This is a genomic window from Oryzomicrobium terrae, assembly GCF_008274805.1.
GTDB lineage: Bacteria > Pseudomonadota > Gammaproteobacteria > Burkholderiales > Rhodocyclaceae > Oryzomicrobium > Oryzomicrobium terrae.
The window spans coordinates 2,465,578-2,491,936 of sequence record NZ_CP022579.1; the positions used below are offsets into that span (position 1 = coordinate 2,465,578).

Annotated in this window: 24 protein-coding genes and 1 pseudogene; 23 read left to right on the forward strand and 2 right to left on the reverse strand. The window is 67.2% G+C overall.

What is annotated here, in order from left to right; all coding sequences use genetic code 11:
- Nucleotides 1-209: 209 nt before the first annotated feature.
- On the reverse strand, nucleotides 210-1,109 hold the full coding sequence (locus OTERR_RS11235; RefSeq protein WP_149425794.1) for a LysR family transcriptional regulator: 900 nt from the start codon (nucleotides 1,107-1,109) through the stop codon (nucleotides 210-212).
- A 241-nt stretch (nucleotides 1,110-1,350) separates the two neighbouring features.
- On the opposite strand from OTERR_RS11235, the gene OTERR_RS11240 reads away from it, so the two are divergent.
- From OTERR_RS11240 to OTERR_RS11255, 4 genes are all read left to right on the forward strand, one after another.
- On the forward strand, nucleotides 1,351-1,947 hold the full coding sequence (locus OTERR_RS11240; RefSeq protein ID WP_054622045.1) for an FMN-dependent NADH-azoreductase: 597 nt from the start codon (nucleotides 1,351-1,353) through the stop codon (nucleotides 1,945-1,947).
- 46 nt (nucleotides 1,948-1,993) lie between these two features.
- On the forward strand, nucleotides 1,994-2,920 hold the full coding sequence (locus OTERR_RS11245) for a pirin family protein (protein ID WP_149425795.1): 927 nt from the start codon (nucleotides 1,994-1,996) through the stop codon (nucleotides 2,918-2,920).
- Nucleotides 2,921-3,003: 83 nt separating this feature from the next.
- On the forward strand, nucleotides 3,004-3,885 hold the full coding sequence (locus OTERR_RS11250; RefSeq protein ID WP_187775226.1) for a pirin family protein: 882 nt from the start codon (nucleotides 3,004-3,006) through the stop codon (nucleotides 3,883-3,885).
- Nucleotides 3,886-3,958: 73 nt separating this feature from the next.
- Complete coding sequence (locus OTERR_RS11255) at nucleotides 3,959-4,552, forward strand: malonic semialdehyde reductase (RefSeq protein WP_149425797.1); 594 nt, start codon at nucleotides 3,959-3,961, stop codon at nucleotides 4,550-4,552.
- Here the strand turns inward: OTERR_RS11255 and OTERR_RS16050 are convergent.
- Nucleotides 4,549-4,854, reverse strand: coding sequence for a hypothetical protein (locus OTERR_RS16050; RefSeq protein ID WP_187775227.1), 306 nt, complete (start codon nucleotides 4,852-4,854; stop codon nucleotides 4,549-4,551). The two genes, OTERR_RS11255 and OTERR_RS16050, sit on opposite strands and share 4 nt — an antisense overlap.
- A 79-nt stretch (nucleotides 4,855-4,933) precedes the next feature.
- Here OTERR_RS16050 and OTERR_RS16740 point away from each other — a divergent pair.
- The 19 genes and pseudogenes from OTERR_RS16740 to OTERR_RS11345 form a co-directional block, all read left to right on the forward strand.
- Nucleotides 4,934-5,071 (forward strand): annotated as a pseudogene (locus OTERR_RS16740) (hypothetical protein); the annotation flags it as partial.
- Between the two features lie 213 nt (nucleotides 5,072-5,284).
- Entirely contained in the window at nucleotides 5,285-6,778 is a 1,494-nt protein-coding gene (locus tag OTERR_RS11260) for an autotransporter domain-containing protein (RefSeq protein ID WP_246154142.1), read from the forward strand.
- A 97-nt stretch (nucleotides 6,779-6,875) separates the two neighbouring features.
- A complete protein-coding gene (locus tag OTERR_RS11265; RefSeq protein WP_149425799.1) occupies nucleotides 6,876-7,109 on the forward strand; it encodes a helix-hairpin-helix domain-containing protein in 234 nt (77 codons plus the stop codon).
- Between the two features lie 112 nt (nucleotides 7,110-7,221).
- Nucleotides 7,222-7,890, forward strand: coding sequence for an HAD hydrolase-like protein (locus OTERR_RS11270; protein ID WP_149425800.1), 669 nt, complete (start codon nucleotides 7,222-7,224; stop codon nucleotides 7,888-7,890).
- A 107-nt stretch (nucleotides 7,891-7,997) separates the two neighbouring features.
- Entirely contained in the window at nucleotides 7,998-8,987 is a 990-nt protein-coding gene (locus tag OTERR_RS11275) for an HlyD family secretion protein (protein WP_149425801.1), read from the forward strand.
- Nucleotides 8,988-9,018: 31 nt separating this feature from the next.
- Nucleotides 9,019-9,957 (forward strand): ABC transporter ATP-binding protein, encoded by a 939-nt coding sequence (locus tag OTERR_RS11280; protein ID WP_149425802.1) that lies wholly within the window; start codon nucleotides 9,019-9,021, stop codon nucleotides 9,955-9,957.
- Nucleotides 9,954-10,970, forward strand: coding sequence for an ABC transporter ATP-binding protein (locus tag OTERR_RS11285; protein WP_149425803.1), 1,017 nt, complete (start codon nucleotides 9,954-9,956; stop codon nucleotides 10,968-10,970). Before OTERR_RS11280 ends, OTERR_RS11285 begins: the two co-directional genes overlap by 4 nt.
- A complete protein-coding gene (locus OTERR_RS11290; RefSeq protein WP_149425804.1) occupies nucleotides 10,967-12,103 on the forward strand; it encodes an ABC transporter permease in 1,137 nt (378 codons plus the stop codon). The genes OTERR_RS11285 and OTERR_RS11290 overlap by 4 nt, the downstream gene beginning before the upstream one ends.
- A 16-nt stretch (nucleotides 12,104-12,119) precedes the next feature.
- Nucleotides 12,120-13,253, forward strand: a complete 1,134-nt coding sequence (locus OTERR_RS11295) for an ABC transporter permease (protein ID WP_149425805.1) — start codon at nucleotides 12,120-12,122, stop codon at nucleotides 13,251-13,253.
- A gap of 215 nt (nucleotides 13,254-13,468) precedes the next feature.
- Nucleotides 13,469-14,032 carry a lipid-binding SYLF domain-containing protein gene (locus OTERR_RS11300; protein ID WP_149425806.1) on the forward strand — a complete coding sequence of 188 codons (564 nt, stop codon included), beginning with the start codon at nucleotides 13,469-13,471 and terminating at the stop codon, nucleotides 14,030-14,032.
- Between the two features lie 397 nt (nucleotides 14,033-14,429).
- Nucleotides 14,430-16,016 carry an acyl-CoA synthetase gene (locus tag OTERR_RS11305; protein WP_149425807.1) on the forward strand — a complete coding sequence of 529 codons (1,587 nt, stop codon included), beginning with the start codon at nucleotides 14,430-14,432 and terminating at the stop codon, nucleotides 16,014-16,016.
- Between the two features lie 98 nt (nucleotides 16,017-16,114).
- A complete protein-coding gene (locus OTERR_RS11310) occupies nucleotides 16,115-17,251 on the forward strand; it encodes an acyl-CoA dehydrogenase family protein (RefSeq protein WP_149425808.1) in 1,137 nt (378 codons plus the stop codon).
- 103 nt (nucleotides 17,252-17,354) lie between these two features.
- Nucleotides 17,355-18,530: a thiolase family protein gene (locus tag OTERR_RS11315; RefSeq protein WP_149425809.1), complete on the forward strand. Its 1,176-nt coding sequence runs from the start codon at nucleotides 17,355-17,357 to the stop codon at nucleotides 18,528-18,530.
- Nucleotides 18,531-18,591: 61 nt separating this feature from the next.
- Nucleotides 18,592-19,359 (forward strand): SDR family NAD(P)-dependent oxidoreductase, encoded by a 768-nt coding sequence (locus OTERR_RS11320; protein WP_149425810.1) that lies wholly within the window; start codon nucleotides 18,592-18,594, stop codon nucleotides 19,357-19,359.
- A gap of 295 nt (nucleotides 19,360-19,654) precedes the next feature.
- Nucleotides 19,655-20,329 (forward strand): TetR/AcrR family transcriptional regulator, encoded by a 675-nt coding sequence (locus tag OTERR_RS11325; RefSeq protein ID WP_149425811.1) that lies wholly within the window; start codon nucleotides 19,655-19,657, stop codon nucleotides 20,327-20,329.
- 404 nt (nucleotides 20,330-20,733) lie between these two features.
- On the forward strand, nucleotides 20,734-22,263 hold the full coding sequence (locus tag OTERR_RS11330) for a hypothetical protein (RefSeq protein WP_149425812.1): 1,530 nt from the start codon (nucleotides 20,734-20,736) through the stop codon (nucleotides 22,261-22,263).
- A 295-nt stretch (nucleotides 22,264-22,558) separates the two neighbouring features.
- Complete coding sequence (gene fumC / locus OTERR_RS11335; protein ID WP_149425813.1) at nucleotides 22,559-23,995, forward strand: class II fumarate hydratase; 1,437 nt, start codon at nucleotides 22,559-22,561, stop codon at nucleotides 23,993-23,995.
- A gap of 359 nt (nucleotides 23,996-24,354) precedes the next feature.
- Nucleotides 24,355-24,960, forward strand: coding sequence for a TetR/AcrR family transcriptional regulator (locus OTERR_RS11340; protein WP_054622029.1), 606 nt, complete (start codon nucleotides 24,355-24,357; stop codon nucleotides 24,958-24,960).
- 165 nt (nucleotides 24,961-25,125) lie between these two features.
- Complete coding sequence (locus OTERR_RS11345) at nucleotides 25,126-26,283, forward strand: iron-containing alcohol dehydrogenase (protein WP_149425814.1); 1,158 nt, start codon at nucleotides 25,126-25,128, stop codon at nucleotides 26,281-26,283.
- Nucleotides 26,284-26,359 lie beyond the last annotated feature (76 nt).

Below are 26,359 nucleotides of genomic sequence, written 5' to 3' on the forward strand. Positions count from 1 at the left end.
CCTGCCCGAAAATGCAAACGCCATTTTATTGGAATAGCGGCCAAGCAACCGCCCCCTAGCATCTACCAGCACCGAAGCGTCGGCGACACGCACCCGCACGGGGCGGACACCGGTGCGACATGGCCCATCAGCGTGAACCGCCCCGCTTCGCGCTGCCCATCGGCCCACGACTCCCCCAGCCTTGGCCAGCTGTCAGTAGGGTAGCCCCCCTACCGCCGCCCCACCATCGCCGCCTCCAGCATGTCGAGGAACACCCGGGTGCGGGTGGGCATCAGGCGGCGGCCGGGGAAGACGGCCCAAGCGGTGGTGGGGGGCAGGTACCAGTCGGGCAGCACCCGCTCCAGTTCGCCCCCATCCACGTAGGGTTCTGCCGCGTAGCTGCTCACGGCGACGATGCCGCGCCCGTCCCGGGCCAGGCGTAGCAGGGTTTCCGGGGAGTTGGCGGTGACCCGGGCGTTGGGCACTTTTTCCCACACTTCCTTGCCCCGGCTGAGCTGCCACACCGCCGCGCCGCCCCCCCGGCCGAAGAAGCACAGGGCGTCGTGCTGCAGCAGGTCTTCCGGCGTTGCCGGAGTGCCTCGGGCAGCCAGGTAGCCGGGGGCGGCGTACAGGCCGGCGGAGAACACGCCGACCCGCCGCGCCGCCAGGGTGGCGTCGTCGCTCAGGGTGCCCATGCGGATGGCCAGGTCGAAGTTCTCGGCGATCAGGTCCACCCGGCGCGGCGACAAATCCACCTCCAGGGTCACCGCCGGGTAGCGGGCGACGAACTCGGCCAGCACGGTGCCGAGCATGGTGTTGGCGATGTCGTTGGGCATGGAGACGCGCAGGCAGCCGCTCGGCTCGGCCATGCGGTGCTGCACCAGGGAGGTGACCGATTCCACCTCGGCAGCCACCTGACGGGCGTGGTCGAGCAGGGACAGGCCGAACTCGGTGAGCACCAGCTTGCGCGTGGTGCGCAACAGCAGGCGCTCGCCCAGTTCTGCTTCCAGGCTGGCGATGCGCCGCGATACGGTGGACTTGGGCAAACCGGCCCGCTCAGCGGCGCGGCTGAAGCTGCCGGCCTCGGCCACCCGGGCGAACAGCAGCAGATCGTTGGGATCGACGTTCATGGGCCCCTCCTGGCCTTGGCCGGACTTATTGTTTCAAAAACGGAACAATGTTATCCGGTTTTCGGTCTTCTGCTGCGAATTCAGAACAACTACAGTACGTCCATCGACAGCGGGCAACCTCAACGGCCCGGGCAGGCAACAGCGAGATGCAACGCGATGCCGCACCAAACCACCCCCGCCGTCCGTACCCCGACCCCACGGGAAACCCGACGTAGCCGGTTCAACTTTTTGGAGAATCACCATGAACATCCTGCAAATCAACGCCAGCGCCCGCTCCTCCGGTGCCAACTCGACCAAGGTTGCCGACGACATCGTCGCCGCCCTCAAGGCTCGCAACCCGTCCGCTACGGTGACCTTGCGCGATCTGGCCAAGAATCCCCATCCGGTGCTCGACGAAGCCGCCCTGCAGGCCCTGTTCACCCCGGCCGAGCAGCGCACCCCCGAGCAGGCCGCCCGGGTCGCCCTGGACGATGCCCTGATCGCTGAAATCCAGGCCGCCGACGCGGTGGTGCTGGGGGTGCCGATGTACAACTTCGGCGTGCCGGTGCAGCTCAAGAACTGGATCGACGCCATCGCCCGCGCCAAGGTCACCTTCCAGTACACCGCCAACGGTCCGGAAGGCCTGCTCAAGGGCAAGAAGGTGTACGTGGCCCTGGCCCGCGGCGGCGTCTATCGCGACACCCCGGCCGATTCCCAGGTGCCCTTCCTCAAGACCGCCCTGGGTTTCCTCGGCCTGACCGACATCCAGTTCGTCTACGCTGAGGGCCTGGCGATGGGTCCGGAATCCGCCGAGCGCGCCTTTGCCCAGGCCCGCGACGAAATCGCCGCCCTGGCCTGAACCTACCCTTAGCCGCACCACCCCTGCCTCGTAAAAGGAGATCGCCATGACTCATCATTCCACCGCGACCCGCACCGGCGCCCGGGAAAGCGTCAGCCAGCCCCGCCCGGTCGAACGCCTGGTGGCCGGCATGGCCACCTCCGACGGGGCGGGGGTGCGCCTGACCCGGGTGCTGACCCAGTCCCTGCAGCGCCGCCTCGACCCCTTCCTGATGCTCGACGCCTTCAAGAGCGACAACCCGGACGACTACCTGGCGGGCTTTCCCGACCACCCCCACCGGGGCTTCGAGACCGTCACCTACATGATCGCCGGGCGCATGCGCCACCGCGACAGTGCCGGCCACGAGGGCCTGCTGGAGAACGGCGGAGTGCAGTGGATGACCGCCGGCAGCGGCCTGATCCACTCCGAGCTGCCCGAGCAGGAGGACGGCCTGATGGAAGGCTTCCAGCTGTGGATCAACCTGGCCGCCAAGGACAAGATGACCACGCCCGGCTATCGCGACATCCCCAGCGAGAAGATCCCCGAGCTGACCACCGAGGCCGGTGCCACGGTACGCGTCATCGCCGGGTCCAGCCACGGCGTAGCTGGCGCGGTGACCCGGCCGGTGACCGAGCCCCTCTACCTGGACATCCACCTGCCGGAAGGGGCCAGCTTCGCCCAGGCCGTACCGGCCGGTCACAATGCCTTCCTGTACGTCTACCGGGGCGCCATCACCATCGGCTGCGAGGTCACCACCCCGGTGGAAGTACCGACCCAGCGCATGGCCCTGTTGGGCAACTCGCCCGATACCGACGGCGTGGTGTTCACCGCCTCCGGCGGCCCGGCCCGGGTGCTGCTGCTGGCCGGTGCGCCGCTCAACGAGCCGATCGCCCAGTACGGCCCCTTTGTCATGAACCAGGAGGCTGAGTTGCACCAGGCCATGCAAGATTATCGGGACGGCAAGTTCGACGGCGGCTACCAGAGCGCTGCCTGAACCCCACATCCCCGGCGGCCGGCGCTCCCGCGCTGCGCCGCCGCTTCCGCCATGCCATGCCCCACGGGGCGAGGAGCCGGATCATGACCCACCCCACAAGCGCCGAGCGCCGCGTCGCCACCCACTTTCCGGCCAAGGAGGCGCCCCTGGCCGGCATCACCGTGTACCGCGCCCTGCCGCGGCGCGAACTGCGCCGGGTGGGGCCTTTCGTGTTCCTCGACCACTTCGGCCCCTTCGGCCATGCCGCCGGAGCACCCGACGACGGTACCCCGCCTGCGGACACGGTGGGCGCCCACCCCCACGCCGGGCTGCAGACCGTCACCTACCTGTTTTCCGGCGCCATCGACCACCGGGATTCCCTCGGTACCGTGCAGCGCATTCACCCGGGCGCCGCCAACTGGATGACCGCCGGGGCCGGCATCGTGCACGGCGAATTCCCGGTGGCCGCCCTGGGGCCGCGCCACGGTATCCAGGCCTGGGTCGCCCTGCCTCCGGAGCAGCGCGGCATCGCCCCAGCCTTCGAGCACGTGGACGCCGAGCGCCTGCCCCATTGGCAGAAAGACGGTGCCACGGTGCGCCTACTCGCCGGCCGGCTCGACGAGCACGAGGCCCCGGTGCACACCTACACGCCCCTCACCTACGCCGATATCGCCCTCGATGGCCGCACCACCCTGGCGGTGGAACCCGAACACCAGTTGGCCCTGTACGTGGCCGAAGGATGCATCACCGTGGCCGGCCCCCAGGGCGAACCGTTCAGCGTGCCCGCCCGTACCCTGGTCCACCTCAGCGACGGCGGCTACCGGTTGCCCCTGGCGAGCGACGCCCCGGCCCGGCTGATGCTGCTGGGCGGCGCCCCCTTGCCCGAGCCAACGGTAATCTGGTGGAATTTCATCACCGATTCGATGGCCAGCGGCAAGGCTCTGCAAGCCCGCTGGGAAGCCGGCGGCTTCCCTCCGCTTCCCTAGTGCTGCGCTTGCCCGGCCCCAGCTACCCGCGCCACGCCCCGCTTCTCCCCTCTTCCAACCCACAGGACCCACCATGTCCCACGCCCCGCTCAACGACAACGCTTTGGCCCAGCTGTTTACCGAGGCCCGCACCTTCAACCGTTTTTCCGATCGCCCGGTCAGCGACGAGACCATCCGCCAGCTCCACGAAAACCTGAAGTGGGGCCCCACCTCCATGAACACCCAGCCGGCCCGCTTCGTCTTCGTGCGCTCGGCCGAAGCCAAGGCCAAGCTGATCCCGACCCTGTCGCCGGGCAACCAGGAAAAGACCCAGGCCGCCCCTCTGACCGTGATCGTCGCCTGGGACACCCGCTTCTTCGACGAGCTGCCCACCCAGTTCCGCGCCTACGACGCCAAGCCCCTGTTCGAAGGCAACGCCGACCTGGCCCAGGCCACCGCCTTCCGCAACAGCACCCTGCAAGGGGCCTATCTGATCCTGGCCGCCCGCGCCCTGGGTCTCGATAGTGGTGCCATGTCCGGCTTCGACGCCGACAAGCTCAACGCCGCCTTCTTCCCCGACGGCAAGTGGAAAGCCAACTTCCTCATCAACATCGGCTACGGCGACCCCGCCGGCAACTACCCCCGCGGCCCGCGCCTGGCGTTTGAGGATGTGGTCCGGGTGATCTAACCCCAAACCGGCAACGCCGGGTTGAGATCGACGCCTGATGGGCATTTCCTGATTTTTTCAGGGGATGCCCTTTTTTCGTCACCTCCGCCAAACGCCATATAACCAAGGTAATTACAGACTTTTGTCATATTGAAATGACATAAACCCAGGGTTATAAACGCCCCTTTTTTCTCGCAAGGAGAAGAGGCGCTTATGCCATTTGGGAAAAGCAAAAAACGATTCACGAGCACCCCCACTCGGATCGCTATTCTTTTGGCCTGGGTCGGAACACCTTGTTTCGCCGCCGGCTTCAGCCTGATCACGCCCCCGCCGGACTACACAGGCGCCTCCATAGCAGGAATGTCCGGGGATGGATCGGTGCTGGTTGGCACGTCGTCAGACATGTTTGACAGCCCTAGGGCTACGCTATGGCGCAATTTTGGTACCAGCCCCACCCTTTTGCCGCCTACGGAAAGCGAGGCTGCGGCCGTATCCGCCGACGGCAGGGTAGTCGTCGGGACAACCTATGTGGATGGTGTCACCAGAGCATGGCGCTGGAACAACGACAGCATTCAAGACCTTGACCCGCTAGGCACCGACCCCAATAGCCGCGCCCTTGGCCTGTCTTCCGATGGCCGCTATACCGCCGGCAGCAGCACCAACTACGCACGAAGCCTGACGCGTGCCGTTCTCTGGGACGGCTCCGCCCCACCCCGAGACCTGAGCCTAGCCGTCGCCCCCCTGCTGCCAGGCATGGATGTCAGCGAGGCCGTTGCCGTCTCCACCAACGGCCGCGTCGTCGCCGGCAATGCATCGGCGTTCGCTGCGCGGGGCTTCGTCTGGCGCGATGATGGGAGCCCTACCGGCAACGCCACGCTGCTGGCCCTCCCGGTAGGCTACACCGACAACAAGGTCGTCGGCATGTCCTGGGACGGCACGATCGTAGCGGGCAACCTTGCCCCCGACACCGCCAGTTCCCAAGCGACCTACTGGACGACCGCCGACAACGTCGCCCATCCCTTGGGCACCCTGCCCGGCGCCTTATCCAGCCAAGCGACAGCGATCTCCGGTGACGGCAAGGTCATCATCGGCGAAAGCGGCTCCAGGGCCTTTCGCTGGACCCAGGCCACCAGCATGCAGTCGGTCGCCCAGTGGCTTGCCGGGGCCGGTGTCAGCGTGCCGGCGGGGACCCAATTGCAACGCGCCACGGCCACCAACCAGGACGGCTCGGTGATTGCCGGCGCGGGTATGGCGAGCGACGAATCTCCCCTCACCTGGCTAGCCCGGATCAGCCCCATCGGCAGCGGGCTGCTATCCGACCTCAACGCCTACAACGCCACCTTACGCGAAGCCGCCAGCAAGACCCCTCACCCGGTTAGCGCCGCCAACAACCTGGCGCTCGGCGGCGCCCATCACCGCTCCCTGCTCGATTCCGGCCTGGCCGTCATTCAAAATGGCGCCTGCGCCTGGGCCACCACCGATGCCGCCCACCACAACGCTTCCAACAGTTCCATGAACCTGGCGGAGGCCGGGGTCTGCAAGGACATCGGCGCCACCCGCCTCGGTATCGGCGTCGGCCAGGCCTGGGCGCGCCAGGGCTGGAGCCTGGGCGGCGGCGCCCGCTACAACGGCCAGTACGTGTTGGCCGAAGTGGCCTCGAACCTGGGGCGCGGCATCGAGGTCAGCCTACTCGGCTACTACGGCCGCTTCGCTGCCAACCTGCGACGCAACTATCAAAACGGCGCCGCCATCGATACCTCCCGCGGCACATCGGACGCCACCTCCACTTCCCTGCGCCTGCGTACCGACTGGAAGGATGCCTTCGCCCTGGCCACCACCCGCTTTTCGCCCTACGCCGCCTACACCTGGATGGATACCCGGCTGGACCGCTACACCGAAACGGGCGGCGGCTTCCCGGCCCGCTTCGCCGCCACCACCCAGCGCAGCCAGGATCTTCGCCTCGGTCTAGCGACCAACACGCCGCTGGCGGCAAGCACCGACCTGCGCGTCGCCGCCGAAGCCATCCATCGCATCGACGAAACCTTGAGCGGCACGTCGAGCGAAGTGATCGGACTGTGGAATTTCACGGTGCCCGGGCAAAAAGCGAAACAAAACTGGACCCGCCTGCTGGTGGACCTGGACCACCGCATCGGCAAGTCCTCCCTCATCAACCTCAGCGCCACCGCCGCTACCTCTGGCGGCGATGCTTCCTGGGGGGCCTCCCTGGGCTACCGCATGGCGTTCTGATCCGCCCCCCGAACCAACGCCCCAGCCTGGCAAAATTTCCGGGATGGGGCGTTTTTCGTTAAGGTCCGGGCTTCGCCTTCAAATCGATTCCATCGCCATGCCCTTCCCCGCCGCCGAACGTGCCGCCCTTCTGGCTTTGAAAGGAATTGGCCCCACCGTGGTCGCCCGCTTCGAGCAGATGGGCTACGACTCCCTGGCCGCCCTGTCCACCGCCGATGCCGACGAAATCCTGGCCCGGGGCGCCCACCTCACTGGCTCCTCCTGCTGGCGCAACAGTCCCCAGGCCCGCGCCGCCATCGCGGCGGCTCTGGACCTGGCGCGACAGGGCTGATTCCGGCGGCTGTCCCCAGTTTTGGTGGACAAGCCTGTGGACAATCCCGATTCTTCCTTTTGCCTCATGCACATGACGGCGCGCTGAAAAAAGCGGCACGCCCCCGACAGTCATGACCTATCGCCTCGTCCTGTTCGACTTCGACGGCACCCTGGCCGATTCCCTGCCCTTCTTCGTCGCGGTCTTCAACCAGATTGCCGACCGGCACCGCTTCGCCCGCATCGACCCGGCCGAGGTGCCGGCCCTGCGCCACCTGGATGCCCGGCAGATGATGGCCCGGGTGGGCATGCCGCGCTGGAAGCTGCCCTTCGTCGCCCGCAGCTTCCTCGCCCTGATGCGCCGCAGCCCGGAACGGATTCCGCTCTTTCCCGGCATTCCGGACGCCCTCCGGCGACTGGCCGAGGACGGCACGGCGCTGGGCATCGTCACCTCCAACGCCGAGGACAACGTGCGCGCCATCCTCGGCCCCGGCCTTGCCGGGCTGTTCCAGCACTACGAATGCGGCGCCTCGATCCTCGGCAAGCGTCGCCGCCTATCGCGGGCGCTACGCCGGGCCGGGGTCGCGCCCCACCAGGCCCTGTACGTGGGCGACCAGGCCACCGACCTGGAGGCGGCCCGATCCGCCGGCCTGGCCTTCGCTGCCGTGGGCTGGGGCTACGGCGACCTGGCCGCGTTGACCGCCCTGAGGCCGGACCACGCCCTGAACTCGGTGGAAGCGCTGGGCCGGCTGGGCATGGCGGCGCCTCTCAATTCCCCCCATCCGCGCCCGATCGAGCAGTAGGGGCGGCGCGAACCAAGGCCTCAAGCCGCCGTCAGACGGATGGAATAGAGTAATACCGGTTTTCCCGCTCACGGCCGCCCCACGGCCGGCACCCGAGGGAGTTAGCCATGGCGCTCGCACCACGGAAAAAAATCCTCATTCTGGGCACTATTCTCGCCCTGATCGCGCTCGCCGCCACCCAGTGGCGCCCCCTGCTGGACTGGCTCGAAGGCCGCAACGGCACCGGCACCCTGGTGCTGTCCGGCAACATCGAGGCCCACGAAAGCGTGCTCGGCTTCAAGACGGTGCAATCGCGCATCGTCGAGCTGCCCTTCAACGAAGGCCAATGGGTCAAGCAGGGCACCGTGGTAGCCCGGGCCGACGACAGCGACTACGCCCAACAGGTGGCGGTGGCCGAGGCCGGCCTGGCCGTGCAGCAGCGCCAGCACGACTCCGCCTTGCAGAACCGGGAAGCGGCCCTGCGCACCGTGAACGCCGACGAGGCGGAACTGGCCCTGCGCCAGGCCGACCTGCGGCGCAACCGGGATCTGCGCCAGAAGGATTTCGTGTCCGCCGCCGCCCTGGATCAGGCCGAGGCTGCCTACAAGCAGGCCGAGGCGGTGCTGGCCCGGGACCGGGCCCTGGCCGCCGCGGCGGAACGCAACGTACTCGTAGCCGAGGCCGGCATCCGCAGCGCCGAGGAAAGCGCCCGGCTGGCCCGCATCGTGCGGGGCTACGCCACCCTCGCCGCACCCTTCGACGGCGTGATCACCACCCGCCAGGCCGAGCTGGGCGAGATCGTGGTGCCCGGCACCCCGGTCATCACCATCGCCGACCTGGACCACGTCTGGCTGCGCGCCTACCTGAACGAGACCGACCTGAGCAAGGCGCGCCTGGGCCAGGAGGTGACGGTCACCGCCGACAGCTACCCGGGCAAGCGCTACCGGGGGCGCCTGTCCTTCATCGCCGACAAGGCCGAGTTCACCCCCAAGAGCGTGGAAACCCACGCCGAGCGAGTGACCCTGGTGTACCGGGTCAAGATCGACATCGACAACCCGAGCCACGAGCTGGTGCCAGGCATGCCGGCGGACGCCGCCCTGGCGCTTGCCCCGCGCTGAGCGCCGGCCCCACGGCAACGAAGGAAACGGGATGAGCACCGGCGCCCCCATCGTCGAAGCCCGGGAAGTGAGCAAGCGCTTCGGCGCCCTCGTCGCCGTGGATCGGCTGAGCTTTGCCGTCCAGCCCGGCGAAATCTTCGGCCTGGTCGGCCCCGACGGCGCCGGCAAGACCACCACCATGCGCATGCTGGCCGGGGTGATGCGCCCCGACGGCGGCCGGATCGTGGCCGACGGGGTGGACGTGCTGGCCGACCCGGAGCGGGCCAAGCGCCACATCAGCTACATGCCCCAGCGTTTCGGCCTCTACGAGGACCTGACGGTGGACGAGAACATCCGCTTCTACGCCGACCTGTTCGACGTGCCCCGGAACCTGCGCGAGACCCGGGCCGCCGCCATGCTCGCCGCCTCGGACATGCTGCCCTTCCGCAAACGCCTGGCGGGCCAGCTCTCGGGCGGCATGAAGCAGAAGCTGGGGCTCACCTGCGCCCTGGTGCACACCCCCAAGGTGGTGCTGCTCGACGAGCCCACCACCGGGGTCGATCCCCTGTCGCGGCGCGAGTTCTGGCAGATTCTCTACGGTCTGCGCGCCGAGGGCGTGGCCCTGGTCATTTCCACCGCCTACCTGGACGAGGCCGAGCGCTGCGACCGGCTGGCCCTGCTCCACGGCGGGCGCATGGTCCATTGCGACACCCCGGCCGGCCTCAAGGCGCGCATGCCCGGGGCCATGCTCGAAGTGGTCAGCCCGGAGCCGCGCCGCGCCCGGGACGCCCTGGCCGGGCAACCCGGGGTGCGCGGCGTGCTGCTGATCGGCATCGGCCTGCACGTGCATGTGGACGACCCCGCCCGACGCGCCGGACTCGCCGCCGCCCTGGCCGCCGCCGGGGTGCCGGTGAGCGAGATCGCCGAAGTGGCGCCGAGCATCGAGGACCTGTTCGTCGCCCTGCTCGGCGACGCGGAGGGGCCGGCATGAGTACCCCGGACGCCGTTCTTGCCACCGCCCCCGCCGGCCCCGCCATTGCCGTGGACGGCCTGACCAAGCGCTTCGGTGCCTTCACCGCCCTGGACGGCGTCACCTTCGCCGCCGGGCAGGGCGAGATCATGGGCTTTCTCGGCCCCAACGGGGCGGGCAAGTCCACCCTCATCCGCATCCTCTGCGGCCTGCTCCACCCCAGCGCCGGGCAAGCCCGGGTGGCGGGCATTGACGTGACCCGGCAGCCCGAGGCGGTGCGCGCCCGCATCGGCTACATGTCGCAGAAGTTCTCCCTCTACGGCGACCTGAGCGTGGTGGAGAACCTGCGCTTCTTCGCCGGCATCTACAGCGTGCCCCGCGCCGAGATGGCTGAGCGCATCGCCTACGCCGTGGCCATGGCCGGCCTAGGGGGCCAGGAGAACACCCTGGTGGCCAACCTGGCCGGGGGCTGGAAGCAGCGCCTGGCCCTGGGCGCGGCGATCCTGCACCGGCCGCCGGTGCTGTTCCTCGACGAGCCCACCTCCGGGGTGGACCCGGAATCCCGGCGGCGCTTCTGGGAGCTGATTCATACCCTGAGCGGCGACGGAGTGACGGTGCTGGTGTCCACCCACTACATGGACGAGGCCGAGTACTGCCACCGCATCGCCCTGATCGCTCGGGGCCGGCTGATCGCCCTGGGCACGCCCCTGGAGATCAAGCGCGGCAGCCTGTCCGGCGAGCTGCTGGCCCTGGACTGCGCCGACGTGGGCCGGGCCCTTCCCCTGGTCCAGGGCGCCGCCGGGGTGCGGGACGCGGCCCTGTTCGGCAGCCGCCTCCACGTCACGGTGGACGCCGCCGCCCGGCGCGGCCCGGAGCTGGAAGCCCTGCTCGCCGCCCAGGGCATCGCCGGCGCCGTGGCCCGGCCCATCGCCCCCACCATGGAGGACAGCTTCGTCAGCCTGGTGGGCAAGGCGGCGGCAGAAGGCAAAGCCGACCCGGCGGGCGCGGCCGGGGCAGCGGGAGCGCGACCATGAAGCTGCGCCGCATCCAGGCCATCGCCGTCAAGGAAGCCCTACAGATCGTGCGCGACCCGCGCAGCCTGATGATCGCCCTGCTGGTGCCCCTGATGCAGATGGTGATCTTCGGCTACGGGGTGAACCTGGACATCCGCCACATTCCCCTGTGCGTCCTGGACCACGAGAACGGCCAGCAATCGCGCAACCTGGTGGCGCGCTTCGCCGCCTCCAACTATTTCTCTCTGCGCCACGCCGCCGGCAGCGACCGGGAAGTGACCCGGGCCCTGGACGATGGCGACTGCGGCATCGCCCTGGTGATCCCCGCCGATTTCTCCCAGCGCCTCAACGACGGCGGCCAGGCCACGGTCCAGGCCCTGCTCGACGGCACCGACTCCAACACCGCCAACATCGCCGCCGGCTACGCCAAGTCGGTGGTGGCGGCTTTTTCCGCCACCGCCCAATTGGACGCAGTGCAGCGCCGCGGCGGCACCTTGCAGACCCAGACCCCGGTGGGGGTCCAGGCCCGGGTATGGTTCAACGAGGCCCTGGAAAGCCGCAACTTCATCGTCCCGGGCATCGTCGCCCTGGTCATGGCCATCGTCGGCACCCAGCTCACCTCCCTGACCATCGCCCGGGAATGGGAGCGGGGCACCATGGAATTGCTGGTGTCCACCCCGGTCCACCCCATGGAGCTGATGATCGGCAAGCTGCTGCCCTACTTCGCCGTGGGACTGGCGGACGCCGCCATCTGCCTGGGCCTGGCGGTGTTCTGGTTCGAGGTGCCGTTCCACGGCACGGTGGTCACCCTGCTGTTCACCAGCAGCCTGTTCCTCACGGTGGTGCTGTGCATCGGCTACCTGGTGTCGGTAGCGATCCGCAGCCAGGTGGGGGCGAGCCAGGTGGCCCTGCTGGCGACCATGCTGCCCACCACCCTGCTCTCGGGCTTTTCCTTCCCCATCGAGCAGATGCCCGCGGCGGTCCAGGGCGCCACCTTTCTGGTCAGCGCCCGCTACTACGTCGAGATTCTCAAGGCCGTGTTCCTCAAGGGCGCCGGGGTGATGGAACTGGCCGTGCCGATTCTCTGCCTCGCCCTCTACGCCGCCGTGGTGGTGGTGCTGGCGGCCCGGGCCTTCCGCAAGACCCTGGACTGAGGAACGAGGCACCGCCATGCTCGGCCGCATCCTGCACCTGCTGATCAAGGAATTCCTCCAGCTGCGCCGGGACAAGTCGGCCCGCTTCCGCCTGCTCATCCCGCCCATCGTGCAGATGGTGCTGTTCGGCTACGCCGCCACCTTCGAGGTGTTCAACGTCTCCACCGTCATCCTCGACCAGGACCGCAGCCAGGAGAGCAGGGCCCTGGAGGAGGCCTTCCTGCGCAGCAGCCGCTTCGCCCTGGCGGCCCCGGCCCGCCGGGTGGCCGACGTGCGCGACGCGGTCGAGGCCAGCGACGCCCAGGTCGGCATCGTCATCCCCGCCGGCTTCGCCGAGTTGCTGCGCAAGGGCCAGACGGCGCCGTTGCAGGTGCTGGTGGACGGCACCAATTCCAACTCGGCCCTGATCGCCCTGGGCTACGTGGGGCAGATCGCCGGGGACTTCGGCCAGGGCTACGCCCGGAACCTGGCCGAGCGCACCGGCCGGCTCCAGGGCAAGCCCATCGTCAGCGTCGATGTGGCCGAGCGCTACTGGTACAACCCCAACCTCAACAGCCGCTGGTTCTTCGTCCCCGGGGTGATCGGCACCCTGACCCTGATCACCATCGTCAACCTCACCGCCTTCGCCATCGTGCGCGAGCGGGAGGTGGGCACCCTGGAGCAGATCCTGGTCACGCCGATCCGGCCGGTGGAATTCATCATCGGCAAGACCCTGCCCTTCTTCCTCATCGGCCTGCTCGAAGTGTCCATCGTCGCCGGGGTGGGCATGGCCTGGTTCCGCGTGCCCTTCCGCGGCAACCCCCTGGTGCTGTTGCTCGGCACCTGCCTGTTCCTGCTCGCCGCCCTGGCCATCGGCCTGCTCATCTCCACCATCTGCCGCACCCAGCAGCAGGCCTTTTCCTCCAACTTCTTCGTGCTCAACCCGCTGTTCATCCTTTCCGGGTTCAGTTTTCCCATCGCCAGCATGCCCCCGGTCCTGCAATGGCTGACCTACGTGGACCCGCTGCGTTACTACCTGATGATCATCCGCGCCACCTTCCTCAAGGGCGTCGGGCTGGAAACCCTGTGGCCGCAAATGCTCGCCCTGGCGGCCATCGCCGCCGTCCTGCTGGCCGCCGCGGTTCTGCGCTTCCGCAAGTCCCTGGACTGATCGCCCCGGCCGGATTGGCGCGCCAGCCGGGCGGGAACTATAACGAAACGGCCATGGCGGCCTCTGGAAGCCGGCAGAGCATGTGCGGTCATCCGTTTCGGTGCCACGACGGTTCCTGCCGGGCGGTAAGGTGCAAAACCGGGCCTTCCAGCCGGGGCCGCCGTGACGCCACCGCCGCTTCACTCGGGTCGCGGAACGACATGAAGGAAACAACCATGAACCATGCACGTCGCACTTTCCACCAGCTGGCGCTGGCCCTGGTGGCGTTCCTCTCCCTCGGCATGTTCAGCGGCTTCGCCCACGCGGCCAGCGCCGAAGACCTGGACAAGGAGGCGGACCAAGCGCTGCAGATCCTCTATCGCTCCAACCCCGTGGCCGAGAGCCTGGGCAAGAAGGCCCGGGCAGTGCTGGTTTTCCCCAAGGTCATCAAGGCCGGCCTGGTATTCGGCGGCAGCTACGGCGAGGGGGTGCTCAACCAGGGCGCCAAGCACCTGGGTTACTACAACTCCGTATCCGCCTCCTGGGGCTGGCAGGCCGGCGCCGAGTCCTACGGCTACGTCGTCTTCCTGATGAACGACAAGGCCGTCAAATACCTGGACAAGTCCAAGGGCTGGGAAATCGGTGTCGGGCCGTCGGTGGTGGTGGTCAATGAAGGCATCGCCAAGAACCTGTCGACCTCGACCCTGAAGGACGACGCCTACGCCTTCATCTTCGACCAGCAGGGGCTGATGGTCAGCCTGAGCATCGAAGGCACCAAGATCACGCGCATCAAGCGCTGATCCCCGGAGCCGTGCGATTGCCGACGGACCGTTGGCCGGGCGCGGCGAGCGGCTGACTCCGGATCGGCTGGAACTGGCGATAGCGTCACGGCCTGGGCCAGCACCCTGCGGCAGGACGGTGGGAAGGCCCGCCTTGGCCCCCTCCGTTCTCCCCGCCCGGCAAAGCCTGCCGTGTTCCCACTTGGGTGGGAGTGACCGTTGCGGAGGCGGCACGACAACGTTTGACGTCCCCGTCGCCGCTTGCTACCTTACGCCAAACCAAGCGCTTGCTCGGTTCTAAAAAATCCCGGATTTTCCGGGCCGGCAAAGCGGCAAAAAGCGTCAGGGATTCCCCCCGTCGCCATCGCTGCCCGCTCCTACCGGCCAGGGCCAGACGAGGACACAAGAGGAGACAACCATGGCTATGCAGCACTCCGCAGACACCGCAGACACCGCAGAAATGCGGCGCGTCACCCGCAACACCATCGGCGATGCCGTCCATCGCGCCGTGAGCAAGTCCCCGGGCAAGACCGCCCTGATCTTCGCCGAACGGCGCTGGACCTACGCCGAGCTGGACGCGGCGGCCAACCGGGTCGCCCATCGGCTCCTCGGCCTGGGCCTAGCCCGGGGCGACCGGGTGGCGGCCTACGGCAAGAACTCCGACGCCTACGTGATCCTGTGGCTGGCCTGCACCCGGGCCGGGCTGATCCATGTGCCGATCAACTACGCACTGACCGAGGGCGAGCTGAAGTACATCGTGGACCAGTCCGGCGCCAGCGCCCTGTTCTACGACCCGGCCATCGCCGAACACGTGGACCACGTGCGCCCCACCCTCAAATGCGCCGCCTTCGGCACCCTACACGGCGGCGCCGATGCCACCCGGGACGTGTTGGCCGCCGCCGGGGACGCAGCCCTGCCGGCCACGGCGCCGGCAGTGGAAATCGACGAGAACGACGTGGCCCAGCTACTGTACACCTCGGGCACCACCGCCGCCCCCAAGGGCGCGATGATGACCCACCGGGCGCTACTGACCGAGTACGTCAGCTGCATCGTCGCCTGCGACCTGAAGGGCGAGGACCGCTCCCTGGCGTCCCTGCCGCTCTACCACTCGGCCCAGATGCACGTCTTCCTGATGCCGCATCTGCTCATGGGCGCCACCACCCTGGTGATCCCGGCGCCCCTGCCCGAGCTGTGCTTCGAGCTGATCGAAAAAGAGGGCATCACCTCCTTCTTCGCCCCGCCCACGGTGTGGATCGCCCTGCTGCGCCACCCGGGCTTCGACCGCCACGACCTGACCAGCCTGCGCAAGGGCTACTACGGCGCCTCGATCATGCCGGTGCCGGTGCTCCAGGAAATGCGCCAGCGCCTGCCGGCGGTGGGCCTCTACAACTGCTACGGCCAGAGCGAAGTGGCGCCCCTGGCCACCGTCCTTTCCCCCGCCGAGCACGCCGAGCGCCCGGCTTCCGCCGGCCGGCCGGTGCTCAACATGGAAACCCGGGTGGTCAACGAGGCCATGGAGGACGTGGCCCCGGGCGAGATGGGCGAAATCATCCACCGCAGCCCCCAGGCCATGGTCGGCTACTGGGACAAGCCCGAGCAGAGCGCCGAGGCCTTTGCCGGCGGCTGGTTCCACTCCGGCGACGTAGGCACCCTGGACGAGGCCGGCTACCTGTACGTGGTGGACCGCATCAAGGACATCATCAACACCGGCGGCGTGGTGGTCTCCAGCCGCGAGGTGGAGGAATGCCTGTACACCCACCCGGCGGTGGCCGAGGTGGCGGTGATCGCCCTGCCCGACGAGAAGTGGATTGAGGCCGTCACCGCCGTGGTCACCCTCAAGACCGGCCAGCAGGCCAGCGCCGACGATCTGGTGGCCCACGCCAAGGGCAAGCTGGCCCCCTTCAAGGTGCCGAAGAACATCTTCTTCGTGGACGAATTGCCGCGCAACGCCTCGGGCAAGCTGCTCAAGCGCGAGTTGCGGGTGCGCTACAGCCAGGCCGGCTGACCGTCTTCCCTTTTTCCCTTCCCCCTCCGTTTTCCAGCCCCTTCCCCGCCCCGGCGGGGAAGGCCGGCCCGACTCACGCCCGCATTCCGACAACCACCATGAACTTCACCCTCACCGACGAGCAGCGCCTGATCCGCGACCTGGCCGCCGACTTCGCCCGCAACGAGATCATCCCCCGGGCGGCGGAAGCCGACCGGCGCCACGAATTCCCCCTCGATGTGGCCCGCCAGGCCCTGGAACTGGGCCTGACCAAGGTCACCCTGCCCGCCGACTGCGGCGGCGCCGGCCTGGGCAGCACCGAGCTGGTGCTGGTCACCGAGCAGCTCTCCCACGCCTGCCTGGGCATCGGTTCGGCCCTGTCGATCAACGCCCTGGCCGCCGAGGTGCTGCTGGTGGCCGGTTCCCCGGCGCAGCAGCACCGCTACCTGGGCCGCCTGGCCGAAGGCGAATTCGCCAGCTACGCCCTCACCGAGCCGGGCGCCGGGTCCGACGTGGCCGCCATCCGCACCCGGGCCGAGCGGGTCGCCGGGGGCTGGCAGCTGTCCGGCAGCAAGATCTGGATTTCCAACGCCCCCATCGCCGGCTTTTTGCTGGTCTTCGCCAAGACCGACCCGGAAGCGGACCACAAGGGCATGACCGTGTTCGCCGTGGAAGCCGGCAGCCCCGGCCTGCGCGTCGGAGCGCCCCTGGAAAAGCTCGGCCAGCGCGCCGCCCCCACCGCCGAAGTGTTCCTCGACCAGGTATTCGTCCCAGACGACGCGGTGATCGGCGCCCCGGGCGCGGGCTTTGCCATCGCCATGAAGGTGTTCGACCGCTCCCGCCCCATGGTGGCGGCCTTCGGCGTCGGCCTGATCCAGCGCTGCCTGGACGAATCCCTGGCCTACGCCAAGGAACGCCAGACCATGGGCCGGCCCATCGTCGAGCACCAGGCCATCGCCCACAAACTGGCCGAGATGGCGATGCGTGCTGAGTCCGCCCGGCTGCTCGCCTACCAGGCCGCCACCCTGGTGGATGCGGGCCTGCCCAACACCCGCCAGGCCTCCATCGCCAAGGCAGTGGCCGCCGACGGCGCCATGTGGGCCGCCACCGAGGCGGTGCAGGTGTTCGGCGGCATGGGCTACAGCACCGAATACCCGGTGGAAAAACTGTTCCGCGACGCCAAGGTGCTGCAAATCTACGAAGGCACCAGCGAGATTCAACGCAACATCATCGCCCGCGAACTGCTGCGGGCCTGAGCGCTGCCCCGCGTTCCAGATTCCCACGCGCTCCTTTTTCCTCTCCCCGCCTTCTCCCGTTCCCGACGTTTCCAACATTTCCAATATTTTTACGAGGCTTGCCATGCACGAACCCGTCATCATCGACGCCCTGCGCACCCCCTTCGGCCGGCGCAAGGGCGCCCTGCGCGACACCCGCCCCGACAGCCTGCTCGCCCACGCCGTGGGTAGCCTGGTCAAGCGCAGCGGCGTCGCCCCCGAGCGCATCGGCGACGTCATCGCCGGCTGCGTCAGCCAGGCCGGCGAACAGGGCGCCAACGTGGGCCGCCTGGCGTCCATGCTGGCCGGCCTGCCCGATTGCGTGCCCGGCGTGGCCCTCAACCGCATGTGCGGCTCCAGCCAGCAGGCAGCCCACTTCGCCGCCCAGGCGGTGGCCGCCGGCGACCTGGACTACGTGGTGGCGGGCGGGGTGGAGAGCATGACCCGGGTGCCGATGTTCCTCGACGTGACCCTGGGCCGCCACGAATTCCGCGGCTTCGAGGACCTCAACCCGGCCCTGTTCGAACGCCACGCCCTGATCCACCAGGTGGAAAGCGCCGAGCGCCTGGCCGACCGCTGGCAGATCAGCCGCGCCGAAGCCGACGACTACGCCAAGGAGAGCCACCGCCGTGCCGCTGCCGCCCACCAGGCCGGCGTGCATCAGGAGATTCTGCCCACCCCGGGGGTCGATGCCGACGGCAACCCCATGGTGCTGGCCCGGGACGAAGGGGTGCGTGAGGTGCTCGACGAGGCGCGCATGGCCGCCATGGCCCCGGTGTTCCGCCCCGAGGGCCAGGGCGTGGTCACCGCCGCCAACGCCAGCCAGATGTCCGATGGCGCCGCCGCCCTGCTCATCGCCGACCGGGCCGTGGCCCAGGCCGACGGCCTGCGCCCCCGGGCCCGCTTCCGCGCCCGGGTGGTGACCGGCTCCGACCCGGTGATGCAGCTCGACGGGGTGATCCCGGCCACCCGCCTGGCCCTGGCCAAGGCCGGCCTGACCCTGGCCGACATCGACCGCGTCGAGATCAACGAAGCCTTCGCCACCGTGGTGCTGGCCTGGGCCCGGGAATTCAAGCCGGACATGGCCAAGGTGAACCCCTGGGGCGGCGCCATCGCCCACGGCCACCCCCTGGGCGCCACCGGCGCCGGCCTGATGGCCAAACTGCTCACCGGCCTGGAAGCGACCGGCGGCCAGTTCGGCCTGCAAGTGATGTGCATCGGCCACGGCATGGCCACCGCCACCATCATCGAGCGGCTGTAACGCCACCTCCGCGCCCCAACCCCGACCTCAATCCCAACAAGAAGCCAATCAAGGAACAACCATGAACCTGACCGACAGCCCCTTCATCGTCACCGGCGGCGGCTCCGGCCTGGGCGCCGCTACCGCCCGGGCCATCGTCGCCGCCGGCGGCCAGGTGGTGATCGCCGACCTCAACCGGGAGGCCGGCGAAGCCCTGGCCAGCGAACTGGGCAACGCTGCTCGCTTCGCCCACACCGACGTGGCCGACGAGGCCAGCGCCGCCAACGCCGTGGCCTTGGCCCGCGAAGCCTTCGGCAGCCTGCGCGGCCTGGTGAACTGCGCCGGCATCGCCGTGGGCGAAAAGGTGCTGGGCAAGGACGGCCCCCACCGCCTGGGCGTGTTCGCCAAAGCGGTGCAGGTGAACCTGGTAGGCACCTTCAACATGATCCGCCTGGCCGCCGAGGCCATGGCCGGCAACGCCCCGGACGCCGGCGGCGAGCGCGGGGTAATCGTCAATACCGCCTCGGTGGCCGCCTTCGACGGCCAGATCGGCCAGGCCGCCTACTCCGCCACCAAGGGCGGCGTGGTGGCCATGACCCTGCCCTTGGCCCGGGAACTGGCCCGCCACGGCATCCGGGTGATGACCATCGCCCCGGGCATCTTCGAGACGCCCATGCTGCACGGGCTGCCGCAGGAGGTGCAGGATTCCCTCGGCCCCACCGTGCCCTTCCCGCCGCGCCTCGGCCGGGCCGCCGAGTTCGCCGCCCTGGTGCGCCACATCGCCGAAAACGGCTACCTGAACGGCGAGGTGATCCGCCTCGACGGCGCCATCCGGCTGCAACCGAAGTAAGGGAACGGCAAACGAAGGGAAATAGCGTGGCCGGGCAACTTGCCGGCCGAAGGAAAGGCGGGCCGCCAAGACATCACGAACGCCAAGGGACACCACGCAAAGCGGGGCAGTCGCCTTGCCCTGGCGAAACGTGGTGCCCTCTTGGCGTCTTGGTGGTTCGCCTCCCGTCCACCGCAGGCCCGGTCATGTCGCGCCGATAGTTCCAAACCGAAGCCCGGCGCCGACTCCCCTATAATGCGCCCCGCCGCCCGCCCGGGCGGCCCCGCCCCCCTCCCCTGCCCGCCCAGGAACCGCCATGCCCGCGAAGCCGAACACGCCCGAGACTCCCGCGACCTCTGTGACGCCGAACGCGGCGGACGCCTCCCCCGACAGCCGCCGCGACGAACTGGTCAGCGCCGCCGCCCGCCTCTTCCGCGAGCTGGGCTACGAGCGCACCACGGTACGGGAACTGGCCAAGGCGGTGGGACTGCAATCGGGCAGCCTGTTCCACCACTTCCGCAACAAGGAAGAAATCCTGATGGCGGTGATGGCCCAGGGCATCGAGGCGGTAATCCGCCTCGGCAACGCCGCCGTGGCCCGCTACACCGACCCGGCCGACCGGCTCGCCGCCCTGTTTCGCAGCCATATGATCACCCTGCTCGAAGGGGTCGGCCACGACGCCATGATCGCCCTGCTCTACGAGTGGCGCAGCCTCTCGCCCCAAGGCCGGGAGCAGATCGTGGTGCTACGCGACGCCTACGAAGCCCTGTGGCAGTCGGTGCTCGACGACGCCGCCCAGGCCGGCCTGGTCCACGGCGACACCCGCATCCTGCGCCGCTTCATCCTCGGCGGCATGAACTGGACCGTGCAGTGGTTCCAGCCCCAGTCCCCCAACGGCCAGAGCGCGGCGGAACTTACCGAGCGGATGCTGGCTAGTGTGCTGCCTGGCCTTCCATCAGGGGCTGGGTTGGGACAAGGCGACAGCCGCTAAGGGACGGCCAAGGGGCGTCGGCTGTTTTCTCATTACTCAATTTTCCCGACTGCCCAACTCGCCTATTTGCCCGATCTTCCCCCAACCGACCGGCACCGTCGCCCGGTTTCGCTGGAAAATCCAGTAGTAGAACTGATGCATTCGAACGGTGCAAAAGCAAAGGTCCGCGCCAGCCATAGGTTTTGACAAAAAAACCGGCACAAATTATCAGAAAAACTCATAGATCGTCGGCAATTCCGGATACCACTCGGCGGGCCAGAAACTGGCCATTCTGAGCGTCAAAAAGTTTTTATCCAGAACGCCAGGAAAATAGGCAAGAGCCCCCTCTCAACTGTTCGCGAGAGGATTCTGATCTGCAGTAGACTTCCCCTTCAGTTTAAAGTCGATGGCGCAGAGATGATGAAATGACGAGCTCAATCACAGAAATTGATATCTACGATCTTTACAAGCCACTTCGAAACCATATTCGGACTTTGGACCTGCAAGCTCTCTTAGAGTTAATCCATGGAATTCAACGAGGCTATGAAAACTCAGTAGAAATAAAGTTTCGTACCCCCCTCGGCAATACATGGAATATTTTCAGATGGGAACTGCACATCCTTGCGCGCGAAGCATTGCTTCACGCCTCACAGGGGAATGGCTCAAAACAACCGAGCCTACAGGATATTTTCAAACTCATCAACGCTGTTCGCCACATTTCGAATGAGATTTCGAAAAAAACGATTAATTCAGGCATGAGCGCGATGCGCTCGCTTCATCCACTGATTCACCAACAAGCACGGTGGCAAAATACTAGGGATTGGGATCGCTTCTACCGCATATTTCGGATATATAGCCACAAGGATATCCACCAGCTCCTTCATGCAGTGCTAGGCGTACGTTTAACTACCATTTACACATTAACGTTTGCGATAGCTGGCAGCGCGCAACGATCGACGCCGAGAATACTTTCGACTACCGATTACACTTTAATGGGTATTTCGGCTGCGGAGCGCGATGCCTATTTTGCGATGGTTAGTGCGTCACATGCGAGCCTTCGCGAATCGATCAAAGTATCAGCCCAATACAACGAACGCTGGGCTTTCACATGGAATCCACTTGAAGCAACCCCCCTCGTTCAATTACGCCCTCACCGACCGAACGAGTACCTATGCCCCTTACCAGAACTACTGCTAAGGCGTGCCACCGACAGTCTGTTCTTTGACCTAATAAACGAAGAGTCATTTAGCAATCCATATGGAGCAGCATTTCAGAACTACGTTGGCGATGTATTACGCGCCCAGTTTAAAGAGCCAACGCACTGCGTGCAGGAAGAACGGGAATATTCAGTCAATAGCAATAGGAAGCATGGCATTGATTGGATCGTCAGCGACACCACCGGTCACATTATGCTTGAATGCAAGACACGCCGAATCCGAGTGGATGCCAAAGCTGTAGCGGATGGCGATCCACTGACCAAAGCAATTGAGAATCTTACTGAGGCAGTAGTACAGCACTACAAGAACATACACGATGCACTAGCGGGGAAGACGAGCTGGATTCCAGACGGAAAACCAATTTACCCAATTATTGTAACTCTGGATGATTGGTATCTATGTGCGCCACACGTCGTTGAAATGCTGCAAAGCCATGTTCATGCGCAATTGTGCATTATCAATCTGGATAGGTTACTGGAGTCCTCACCATTTATTGTCACGTCTATTGCCGAATTCGAGCAGACAGGTCAAGCCATGGCAAAAATCGGCATCAACCAGTTCTGCTCAAGTTGTATCCAACTGCCGAATCGTCACTTTGGGTTGTATCTGCATGCTTCACAGGCATTTCCAAACACTAAAGTGGAATACCAGAGGCTCTTCGCAAAGAGCGACCAGGAGATGTTCGGGCACCTAGCGCATCTGATGAATTTACCAGAGGCTTCGGAATACGAGGTGTAACAACTAGCCAAGATTCCACAGTCTTCTAGTGCACTGCGCACTAAACTAACTACTACTCTAGGGAAAATTCCCATCAGCTGGATGATGTGAGTGGGCCGTCTGCAATACAGCCTTGAGCAGTCAATAACATAGATACCCTGGTGGTCCGCTCCAGGTCGATTGCGGCCTAGTGACGTAAAGGTAGTAGTTAAGCAATTTCCTCTAGTCAGGCATTGAGGTGCCGCCTTTGCCACAGCCCTCCCCCCTGACTCCCCCCGCCGCCAGGTCTAGGATGAAAACTCACCCGGAGAACGCCATGCCTGCCCCCACCCAGCCCCCCGCCACCCGCACCGAGCGGGATACCTTCGGACCCATCGCCGTGCCGGCCGAGCGGTTGTGGGGCGCCCAGACCCAGCGGTCCCGGGAGCACTTCGCCATTTCCACCGAGCGCATGCCGGCGGAGCTGGTGGCGGCCCTGGCCCTGGTGAAGCGCGCTGCGGCCCTGGCCAACCGGGATTTGGCCGGGCTGCCGGACGCCACGGCCACGGCCATCGTCGCCGCCGCCGACGAGGTGCTGGCGGGCCAGCATCCGGAGGAATTCCCCCTGGCGGTGTGGCAGACCGGCTCGGGCACCCAGTCGAACATGAACATGAACGAGGTGCTGGCCAACCGGGCCTCGGAGTTGCTCGGCGGCGAGCGGGGCGAGAAGCGCTGGGTGCATCCCAACGACGACGTGAACCGCAGCCAGTCGTCCAACGACATCTTCCCCACCGCCATGCACGTGGCCGCCGCCCGGGCGCTGCACCACCACCTGCTGCCGGCCCTGGCCGCCCTGCGCGCCGAGCTGGACGCCAAGGCCCGGGCGTTCGCCCCCATCGTCAAGATCGGCCGCACCCATTTGCAGGACGCCACGCCCCTGACCCTGGGCCAGGAGTTTTCCGGCTACGTGGCCCAGCTCGACCTGGCCCACGCCGCCATCGAGGCCACCCTGCCGGCGGTGCTGGCCCTGGCGGTGGGCGGCACGGCGGTGGGCACCGGCCTCAACGCCCCGCCCGACTTCGGCCCCCGGGTGGCCCGGGAGCTGGAGGCGGCCACCGGCCTGCCGTTCACCGTGGCCGGCAACCGCTTCGCCGCCCTGGCCGGCCACGAGCCCCTGGTGGCGGCCCACGGGGCGCTCAAGACCCTGGCCACGGCGCTGATGAAGATCGCCAACGACCTGCGCTGGCTGGCCTCCGGCCCCCGTTCCGGCCTGGGCGAGATCAGCCTGCCGGAGAACGAGCCGGGCAGCTCGATCATGCCGGGCAAGGTGAACCCGACCCAGTGCGAGGCCCTGACCATGGTCTGCGCCCAGGTCTTCGGCAACGACGTGGCGATCACCGTGGGCGCCGCCTCGGGCAACTTCGAGCTGAACGTGTTCAAGCCCCTGATCGCCCACAACGTGTTGCAAAGCCTGCGCCTCCTGGCCGACGGCATGGCCAGCTTCACCCTGCACTGCGTGCGCGGCATCGTTCCCAACACCGGCCGCATCGCCGAGCTGGTGGAACGCTCCCTAATGCTGGTCACCGCCCTGGCGCCCCATATCGGCTACGACAAGGCCGCCGCCATCGCCAAGCACGCCCACCACGAAGGCACCACCCTCAAGGCCGCCGCCCTGGCCCTGGGCCACGTCAGCGCCGAGGACTTCGACCGCTGGGTGCGCGCCGGGGACATGGTGGGCACGCCGCCATCCCAGCCCCCCATCGCCAAACCCTAATAGGGACGGGCATCTCCGCGATTCCACCCTGGAACCCCGCGCCAGTCGTGGCTTTGCGAAGCGGCATCGTGGAGATCAAGGACTGGCGCGGCGTTCCGGGCAGCGACCCAATCGCTTTCCCCAGAAAATGGGGACAGGTCTGTGGATAAGCCGGATTTACCCTTTGACCTCAGGCATATGACGCTGCGCCCGCAAAACAGGCAATGGCACGAGGCGCCACGGCCGGCACACCGGTCAAGGCGGATTGCTGGCGGGGCCGGCGTGTCCCGACCCGGCATTCCCCCCACTCGCAGCGCCCGGAACCCTCAGCGAAAAAAAATTCTAGACGACCGGTCTAATTTCACCTATTCTGCGTCGTCATGAAGGCCCACTACGACGATACCCGCCAGCACATCCTCGACACCGGCAAGCGCATCATTGCCGGCAAGGGGTTCTCCTGCGTCGGTTTGACCGAGATATTGCAGACGGCGGACGTGCCCAAGGGCTCCTTCTATCACTACTTCAAGTCCAAGGAGCAGTTCGGCCAAGCCCTCATCGAGGACTACTTCGCCTGCTACCTGGGCCGCATCGACACCCTGCTCACCAACCCGGCCTACCCGGCCCGGGAGCGCCTGCTGCGCTACTGGCAGCAGTGGGTGGACACTCAATGCACCGGCTGCGCCGACCAGAAGTGCCTGGTGGTGAAGCTGAGCGGCGAGGTGGCCGACCTGTCCGAACCCATGCGCCTGGCCCTGCGCGACGGCACCGAAGGGGTGATCCGCCGCCTGGCCGACTGCATCGCCGCCGGTGGCGAGGACGGTTCCCTGCCCGCCCTGCCGCCCCGGGAAACCGCCGAAACCCTCTACCAGCTGTGGCTCGGCGCCAGCCTGCTGACCAAGCTGCACCGCACCGTCACGCCGCTGGAGCAGGCCATGGCCGCAACCCAGCGCCTGCTCGCCCCGGCGCCAGAGCCCGTCGCGGCCTGACCCCTTAACGCCCCCCCACCCAAGCGGCCGCCATGTCTGTTTTTTCCACCGTACCCGTCATCACCCAGCACCTAGACGACCGGTCTAATTAACACGACGGCATCGCCCGCCCGTATTCACGCATCCCTACATTCACACATTCACGCCTTTACCAAAGGACTCGCCATGCAGAACTTCGACTACTACAACCCGACCCGCATCGTCTTCGGCCAGGACAGCATCGCCCAACTCGATACGCTGGTACCCGCCGATGCCAAGGTGCTGGTGCTTTACGGCGGCGGCAGCGCCGAGCGCAACGGCACCCTGGCCGAGGTCGAGGCCGCCCTGGGCGGCCGTACCGTGCGCCGTTTCGGCGGCATCGAGCCGAACCCGGAGTTCGACACCCTGATGGAAGCGGTTGCCCTGATCCGCGCCGAAAAGCTCGACTTCCTGCTGGCCGTAGGCGGCGGCTCGGTGATCGACGGCACCAAGTTCGTCGCCGCCGCCGTCGATTACCCCAACGACCCGTGGCAGATCCTGGAGACCCACGGCGCCCAGGTGACCCGGGCCGTGCCCATGGGCTGCGTGCTGACCCTGCCGGCCACCGGCTCGGAGATGAACAACTTCTCCGTGGTCAGCCGCCGCGCCCGCCAGGCCAAGCTGGCTTTTTCCAGCGCCCACGTCTTCCCCCGCTTCTCGGTGCTCGACCCGGTCAAGACCTACTCACTGCCGCCGCGCCAGATCGCCAATGGGGCGGTGGATGCCTTTGTGCACGTCATGGAGCAGTACCTGACCTATCCGGCCAACGCCCCGGTGCAGGACCGCTACGCCGAGGGCCTGCTGCAGACCCTGATCGAGGTCGGCCCCCAGGCCCTGGCCACGCCCCAGGACTACGACGTGCGCGCCAACCTGATGTGGGCCGCCACCCAGGCCCTCAACGGCCTGATCGGCGCCGGCGTGCCGCAAGACTGGGCCACCCACATGATCGGCCACGAGATCACCGCCCTGTACGGCCTGGACCACGCCCAGACCCTGGCCATCGTGCTGCCCGCCCTGATGAATGAGCGCCGCGCCGCCAAGCGCGACAAGCTGCTCCAGTACGCCGCCCGGGTGTGGAACATTCATTCCGGCGGCGCCGACGAGCGCATCGACATGGCCATCGCCCAGACCCGGGCCTTCTTCGAATCCCTCGGCGTCAAGACCCGTTTTGCCGACTACGGCGTCGGCGCCGAGGCGGTGGACAAGGTCGCCGCCCAGCTGGAGGCCCACGGCATGACCGCCCTGGGCGAGGACCAGGCGGTGGACATCGCCACCGTGCGCCGCATCCTCCAGGCCGCCCTGTGAGCCTGCCCGCCTGACCGGCAATCACACAACCCAATAACCACGCACCACCCGCAGCCCTTTCCCCAACCCCGCATCA